We start from the raw sequence: 7,146 nt of genomic DNA on the forward strand, positions 1-7,146 counted from the left end.
CCCCCTGTGTCCCGCATCCGATCCACGTAGCGTTTCGCGAGCTCCTCGATCCGCTCACCCATCGCCTTCATCGCCTTGGGCGCGAACCACTCCGCCGCGATCGCCCGTACGACACGATGCTGCGGATCGTCCATATGGATCAGCGTCCGGATCCCCACGGCGGCTTGCATCTCGTCGGACTCCGCGGTCATCAACACCGGACGCGGCCAGTTCGTGAACCGACGATTCGCCCGCTCCACCGCCATCACATCCGCGTGCTTGGTGATCGCCCAAAACGGTTTGTATCCGGCCACTTCCACGCGCGCCACCGGCTTGTCCGCCCGCAACGCGGCCAACGCGGCGTGCAAGCGCGGCTCGTCGGCGTAGGCGGCAGGTTCGGCCAGAACGTTCGCGGCCTCATCAACGATCGGCATCACTATCAGCACCTTTTCCGTTCCTCGGCCGGCATCCCGGCACTCGCCCCATCGCACACACAGAGCGTGCCGAGGACGTTGTCTCGCCCACAAGACTGATTTATAGTTGCCCTTACTGTCAAGCTTTCTGTAACAGATGCCGTATCGGGCATCAGAACGGTGGAACCCATGGTCGCCCAGCAGCGCAGGATCGTCGTCGTCGGAGCAGGGTCCGGCATCGGAGCGGCGACCGCGACGCACTTCCACGAGCGGGGAGACCACGTACTCGCGGTCGACCTGCACGCGAACGACACGCCCGCCAGTCAGCACGAACAGTGCGATCTGCGCGACGCGGGCGAGATCGCGGCCCTGCTGGGGCGCATCGGGGCCGACTGGGACGCGCTGGCCTACGTCGCGGGCGTGCCCGGCACCGCGCCCGCGGCCGATGTCCTCGGGGTGAACTACCTCGGCATGCGGCTGTTCACCACCGGCATGCTGGGGCTGTTGCGCCAGGGCGGCGCGATCGTCACCGTGGCCTCGGTCGCCGCCCTCGGCTGGGAGCAGCGAATCGGCGATCTCGCGGGCCTGCTGGCGGCGACCGATGCCGACGCCGTGGCGCGGTGGCAGGCGACGCAGGACCCCGCGTACCCCGTCTACAGCACGTCGAAGCAAGCGTCGATCATCTTCGCCAAGCGCCTGGCCCCGACCGCCTGGCAGAAGTTCGGCGTCCGGGTCAACTCCGTCAGCCCCGGCCCCACCGAGACGCCGATTCTCACCGACTTCGAAGCGTCGATGGGCAAGGAAGTGCTCGACTCGGTCAAGGCCACCATCGGCAGGCACGCCACCGTGGCCGACATCGTTCCCGTGATCGCGTTCCTCGCGGGACCTGAATCCGGCTGGGTCAACGCCCAGGACATTCACGTCGACGGCGGATTCGTGGCCCCGCTGACCGTCGGTCCGGCCATCGAACTCTGACCCGTTGCGCCCATACGGCACCACGTGCGGTGGTGCCGTATGGGCGGTGGGATCGCAAGATGTCGTGCCGAAACCTCGGACGCCACCACGAGATCGGTGCCGTCCGAGGTCGTTCGATCAGAGTTCGGTGACCTGTTCACGCGCCCAGCGATAGTCCGCTTTCCCGGCCGGGCTACGGCTGATCGCGGAACGGAAGACCACGGCCTTGGGCAGCTTGTAGCGGGCGAGCGACTGCGCCGCGTGGCCTACCAGCTCGTCGAAATCAGCGGTCGCCTCGGCCACGAGTTCCACCACCGCGACGACCTCTTGACCCCATCGCTCGTTCGGACGCCCGACCACCAGCACATCGGCGACCGCGGGATGGGAGACGATCGCGGACTCGACCTCCTCGGCGAAGATCTTCTCGCCGCCGGAGTTGATGGTGACGGCATCGCGACCGAGCAGTTCGATCGTGCCGTTCTCGAGGTGGCGCGCACGATCACCGGGCAGCACGAAGCGCACGCCGTCGATGACAGGGAACGTCGCCGCGGTCTTGGCCGCGTCGTCCTTGTAGCCGAGCGGGGTGAACTGACGCTTCGCGAGCCAGCCGAGACCGTCATGGCCGGCTTCCAGGACGGTGCTGAAATCCTCGGCGACGACCCGGGTGTCCAGCCCCGCCGAGAATGTTCCGGTCGAGACGAAGCCCGCCGCCGAGACATGATGCAACTGGGTTCCGGTTTCCGACGATCCGACGCCGTCGAGCACCACCAAACCCGGCACCGCCTCGATCCACTGCTGTTTGAGCTGCGGCGTGAGCACCGCGCCACCGTTGGCGAGTGCGGCCAGCGAGGACACATCGGCGGTCTTCGATTCCACCGCGGCGAGCAGCGGTCTGGCCATGGCATCACCCACCACGATGGCGATCGCGACGCGTTCGCGCTCGATCGTCCGCACGATCTCGGCGCCATCGATCCGATCCACCACCGGGGAGAACACAATGGATTGACCGGTCGTCATGGCGGTGAGTACCGCCCACTGGGCCGCACCGTGGATCAGCGGCGGCAACAGCATGAGTTTGACGCCGGGGTTGGCCGCCGCGCGCGCGCCGATCTCCTCGTAGGAACTCACCTGCGTGCCGGTGTTGATGTCGCGCCCGCCGCAGGCCGCCATGTAGATGTCGTGCTGGCGCCACAGCACGCCCTTCGGCATCCCCGTGGTACCGCCGGTATAGAGCACGTAGAGATCATCCGGTGAGGGCGTCACCGGCGGGTCCACCGGTTCCGTTGCGGCGATGATCGTTTCGTAGTCGACGGCCCCGTCGAGCAGTTCGTTGCCGGAATCGTCGGCGATCTGGATGAGGACGCGCAGATGCGGCAGATCGGACCGGATCTCGGCCACCCGCGGTGCGAAGGTCGCGTGGTAGACCAGCGCTGTGGCGCCGGCATCGGCCAGCAGGTGCTGGAGCTCGCTCTTGACGTAGCGGTAGTTCACATTGAATGGCGCCACGCGCGCGCGAAACGCCCCGATCAAACTCTCGACATACTCGTTGCCGTTGTAGGCGTAGATGCCGAGCAGGTCCTGACCGACCTCGTGGGGTTCGAGCTCGGCACGCTCGGTGTGACATCCCAGTCCCTGAACATGCAGGTAGGCCGCGAGCCGCCGGGATCGTTCGGCCACTTGCGCGTAGGTGTGCCGGTGGTCGCCCTGGATGATGATGTCCCGATCCGGGAGCGCCGCGGCGGCAGCGTCGGCGGCGCCGACAAGAGTCAATTGCGTCGAGTCGGACCCGGTCGCGGAAGGGGACAACGTAACTCCTCGATAGTCGGTGGTGCGCTCACGCACGCCCGTAAGTTGTGGTGGAAGTAGTGGAGACGGCGTCTCAGCTGGTCGACTCACGTCGAGGCAGGCGTCCACGCACTCGACGTCCCGCACGCCAGCGCGCGGCCCGCAACGCCAGATCGATGAATTTCGCCGTCCGCGGATCGAAGGGCGGCGCCGCTCTGCCGGTGATGGCGAACGGGAGATCGGTCCCCGCCACCGTGCGCAGGTGACTGAACGTGTCGAAGCCGGTCTTCCCGTGATAGGCGCCCATCCCGCTGTGCCCGACACCGCCGAAGGGCGCGTTCTCGGAGAACATGTGGATCGCGAATTCGTTGCGCGCGATCCCGCCACTGCGGGTGCCGTCGACGAACTTGCGGAAATCCTTGCGGTCCGGACCGAACCAGTAGGCGACCAACGGCGAAGGCCGCGCGTTGACGTAGTCGATCACGTCGTCGAGATCGGTGTAGGGCCGAATCGACAGGACCGGACCGAAGATCTCTTCGGTAGCGATGCGCATGTCGTCGTCGACGTCACGGATCAGCGTGGGCGCGATCTTCCGCGCGACCGGATCTGGCAACTCCTCGCCCGCCGGTGCGAGTGATTCCACCCTGGCCCCCCGAGCTCGGGCATCGTCGACGAGGGCGAGCACCCGGTCGTAGTTGGCGGTGTCGACCGAGGCCGTGTAGTCGTCGTTGTCCAGGATCGACGGGAACATGGCGCGCAATTCGGTGCGTAGGCTGTCGACGAATCGCTCGATCCGGCTCGCCGGAACGAAAACATAGTCGGGACAGACACAGACCTGGCCGCCATTGACCATTCTGGCGCGTGCGATCCGGTTCGCGGCACGGTCGATATCAGCGTCGGGCCCGACCACGATGGGATTCTTGCCGCCGAGTTCGAGGGTGACCGGGACCAGATTCTCGGCGGCGGCGCGCTGCACGAGGCGACCGACTCCGGTCGAACCGGTGAAGAAGAGGTGGTCCAGCGGCAGCCGGGTGAAAGCCGCGCCGATGTCGGGCCCGCCGGTCACCACCGCGAGTTCGTCCTGGTGGAAATAGCGCCCAGCCAGCGAGCGGGTCAGTTCGGCGGTGTGCGCGGTGATCTCCGACATCTTGATCATCACGCGGTTGCCCGCGGCGAACGCCGAAGCCGCGGGCACGACGACCAGTTGCAGCGGGAAGTTCCACGGGCCGACGATGCCGACCACCCCGAGGGGCGAGGGATGGATTTCGGTGCGGATGCCGTACAGCCGGGCGAGGCGGTTCGGCCGGATCGGACGCATCCATCGCTCGGTCTGTGATCGGGTGTGCTCGAAAGCGGTGAGCATCCCCATGATCTCGGCGAACAGCATCCCGGTCCGCGATCGCGTCCCGAAATCGCGTGACATCGCCTCGACGAAGTCGTCGATATTGTCCAGGACCATGGCCAGCAGCCGGTCGATCCGGTCGCGCCGCACGGCCGCCGATGCCGGGCCCTCACGCAGGAATGACTGGCGTTGTCGTTCCAGGATCGCGACCAGCTCATCCGGGTCTGTCGTTTCACCGGTTCGACCGGCTTCACTCAACCCGACAACCTGTGACATCCGCGCCTCCGCACTCACATCGAACCCGCTGTCGCACACACAGATAAACGGACAACAGATATCATTCCAGTAATACCAACTGTAACAGCGACACTCCCGCCCGCACAGTGTTTGCGCGGGCTGGGCGTGACCAGCGCGGAGGTCAGGGCAGCGCCACCCGGCTCGCGAGCCAGCGACCATCGACGAGCTCCATCGTCATCATCACCCGGCTGCGGTCCACGCGAGGATCGGGCGAGGCCGTGTTGGTCACCGTCTGGTCGACGAACAGGATCGCCTCGACCTTCGTCGGCGTCGCCGACTTCACCGCCGCATCGAGCACCGTCCCCTTGCCGGTCGCCTTGTTCTCCAGCAGCAGCTGACGCAACTGCCCGCTCGACCGCGTATAGGTGTCCTTGAACTCCCCCGTCGACCCGTCGAGCACCGCGGTGAAATCGCGGTCGAGGTTGCCGGAGTCGACGCTGGTCAAGGTCACCGCGTACGCCCGCGCGGCGTCGAGCCCGGCGGCGGCCGCGGCGTCGGTGTCGTTGTCCTGCTTCAGCTTCCAGCCGAGGATCGCCGCGGTGACCACGGCCACCACCGCCACCAGCACGAGCAGCGGGATGCGGATCTTCTTCCAGATCACTGTCGCGATCATCCGACGGATCGCCCACTTGGACGGCATCACGAATTCGGGTTCGGCGGCCGGGGTCGTCGCGTTCGCGGCAGGGTCCGCGGCCTGGTCGGCGGACTGCGCCTGGCTCGTCTCCACGGGGACGTCGGTGGTCGGCTCGTCAGCGGTCGGGTTATCGGTGGAGTCGGTCTTCTGGTTCATCTCGGATTCCTCATCGGGGTGGAGCGGGAACCGTCTGGCCGGACTCGGCCAACGGCAACGGCAGGGGCAACGACCAGGGGCCGATCGGCGTGGGGTCGGCGCTGCGATCGGCCGGCTCGCCCGCGGGCGGACGGCCGGGCAGGCGTTCTCCCGGCGGGCGCGGCGCGTTGTCCGCGCCGCGGACCAGGATCGACGGATTGCCGTCTGGGCAGTAGGTATAGAGATACGGTTCGGAATAGTCACCGACCGACGGCGGCTTGCGCGGCAGGTCGTAGACGCAGGTGTAGCGCGGATAGAGGCTGACCAGCCCCCAGAATCCGCCGTCGTGCATCACCGTCGCCAACGCGTCGAGGGCCGATCCGGCACGCTGAGTCGGGAAGAAGAACTCCCGCATGGCCGGTACCCGGGTGTTCGTCACCTGAGCCACCGTCGAGAGGTTGGTCAACAGACCGACCATCGCGGCGGAATTGTCCGCCAGCACGGTGTCCAAGGCGGTGAGCGTCCCCGGCGCCGCGTCGAGGAAGTCCGGGAAACCGCCCGTCTTCACCTCGACACCACGCATGAAGTGCGCGGCGTCGGCGGAGAACCGTTGCAGCCCTGTCGATCCACGGCCCAGGGTCGAGAGCACGGTCTTGCTGTCGTGTATCAGCGCGACGGTCTGCGGGAGCACCGAATCCAGCGTCGACACCAGAAAGATCCCGCCGTCGAGGAGGTCGGTGAGCTTGCGCGGTCCCTCCGGCCCGACGCCGAGCTCCTCGACCACGGCGGCGAGCTGGGCCGGATCCACTTGCGCCAAGCTCGAATCGAGCGTGCCGAGCATCTGCCACAGCGGTGTGGGCGTGGAGGTTTTGTCCGCGGAGATCTCCGCGCCGTCGCTCAGATACGGCCCGGTCGAGCGCGTCGGCCGGAAGTCGAGGAACTGCTCGCCGGCCGTGGACAAACTCGTCACGTCGACCGTGCCGTCGTCGGGCACCCGGACATCGGCGTCGATGCCGGCCACCGCGACCACGCCGCCCGGTTCGAACTCGACCGACCGGACTTCACCGATCGGCACACCGCGCAAGGTGACGTCTTGGCCGGGCAACAGTCCACCGGACTGGGTCAGATGCACCCGCACCGCGATCGTCGAGGCCGAGGGATCGAAGCCGAGCGCACCGAACACCAGATAGGTCGCACCGGCGACCGCGACCATGGCCAACGCCACCGCGGAGAGCGCGAGTCGGTAGGGATGTCCCCCGCGCACCCCGCCGACCAGCAGTCGCGCGGGCAGATCCGCTACCGTCGAGCCGAGTGCGGCGAGCCCGCCGACGGCGCTCATCGGCCGGGTCCGAGGACGCGCTCGCGCAGTGCGAGCAGGGTGTAGGTGAGCGAACCGACCAGTGCCTGCCAATCGCTCGCATCGGGTATCCGGTTGCCGGGATCGGCCTGGTGGCCGGGGTCGGCGAGCGCCCCGATCGCGAAGTCCTGCAGATCGACATCGCCGTGCGCCGAGGTTCCGCTGGAGAGCCTGATGATGGTCGGCAGCATGGCGTTCATCGCGGCCAGGCTCGCGTTCGGATTCAGGATGGCGTCGTTGAGCCCCGCGG

The 7,146-nt window shown here is 67.4% G+C and carries 5 protein-coding genes and 2 pseudogenes; 1 reads left to right on the forward strand and 6 read right to left on the reverse strand.

The window, feature by feature from the left end:
- Positions 1–413 (reverse strand): annotated as a pseudogene (locus tag ACFWF3_RS18260) (cytochrome P450); the annotation flags it as partial.
- Positions 414–581: 168 nt separating this feature from the next.
- Between ACFWF3_RS18260 and ACFWF3_RS18265 the strand changes: the two are divergent.
- Positions 582–1,367 carry an SDR family oxidoreductase gene (locus ACFWF3_RS18265; protein WP_379314567.1) on the forward strand — a complete coding sequence of 262 codons (786 nt, stop codon included), beginning with the start codon at positions 582–584 and terminating at the stop codon, positions 1,365–1,367.
- A gap of 117 nt (positions 1,368–1,484) precedes the next feature.
- Here ACFWF3_RS18265 and ACFWF3_RS18270 read toward each other — a convergent pair whose 3' ends face one another.
- The 5 genes and pseudogenes from ACFWF3_RS18270 to ACFWF3_RS18290 all read right to left on the reverse strand — a co-directional run.
- The gene (locus ACFWF3_RS18270; protein ID WP_379314568.1) at positions 1,485–3,152 is read right to left on the reverse strand and encodes an acyl-CoA synthetase; all 1,668 of its coding nucleotides are present in this window, start codon (positions 3,150–3,152) and stop codon (positions 1,485–1,487) included.
- 73 nt (positions 3,153–3,225) lie between these two features.
- Positions 3,226–4,749 carry a coniferyl aldehyde dehydrogenase gene (locus ACFWF3_RS18275; protein WP_379314569.1) on the reverse strand — a complete coding sequence of 508 codons (1,524 nt, stop codon included), beginning with the start codon at positions 4,747–4,749 and terminating at the stop codon, positions 3,226–3,228.
- Positions 4,750–4,891: 142 nt separating this feature from the next.
- On the reverse strand, positions 4,892–5,560 hold the full coding sequence (locus ACFWF3_RS18280; RefSeq protein ID WP_378992893.1) for a hypothetical protein: 669 nt from the start codon (positions 5,558–5,560) through the stop codon (positions 4,892–4,894).
- Positions 5,561–5,570: 10 nt separating this feature from the next.
- Positions 5,571–6,878, reverse strand: a complete 1,308-nt coding sequence (locus tag ACFWF3_RS18285) for an MlaD family protein (RefSeq protein WP_379314570.1) — start codon at positions 6,876–6,878, stop codon at positions 5,571–5,573.
- A pseudogene (locus tag ACFWF3_RS18290) lies at positions 6,875–7,146 on the reverse strand (mammalian cell entry protein); the annotation flags it as partial. The pseudogene ACFWF3_RS18290 and the gene ACFWF3_RS18285, both read right to left, overlap by 4 nt.

The organism is Nocardia sp. NPDC060220 (assembly GCF_042727815.1).
Taxonomy (GTDB): Bacteria; Actinomycetota; Actinomycetes; order Mycobacteriales; family Mycobacteriaceae; genus Nocardia.

Excerpts from the sequence above, each read along its gene's own strand:
- ACFWF3_RS18265 (WP_379314567.1), top strand. The coding sequence starts at position 582 with ATGGTCGCCCAGCAGCGCAGGATCGTCGTCGTCGGAGCAGGGTCCGGC.
- ACFWF3_RS18275 (WP_379314569.1), bottom strand. The coding sequence starts at position 4,749 with ATGTCACAGGTTGTCGGGTTGAGTGAAGCCGGTCGAACCGGTGAAACG.
- ACFWF3_RS18280 (WP_378992893.1), bottom strand. The coding sequence starts at position 5,560 with ATGAACCAGAAGACCGACTCCACCGATAACCCGACCGCTGACGAGCCG.
- ACFWF3_RS18285 (WP_379314570.1), bottom strand. The coding sequence starts at position 6,878 with ATGAGCGCCGTCGGCGGGCTCGCCGCACTCGGCTCGACGGTAGCGGAT.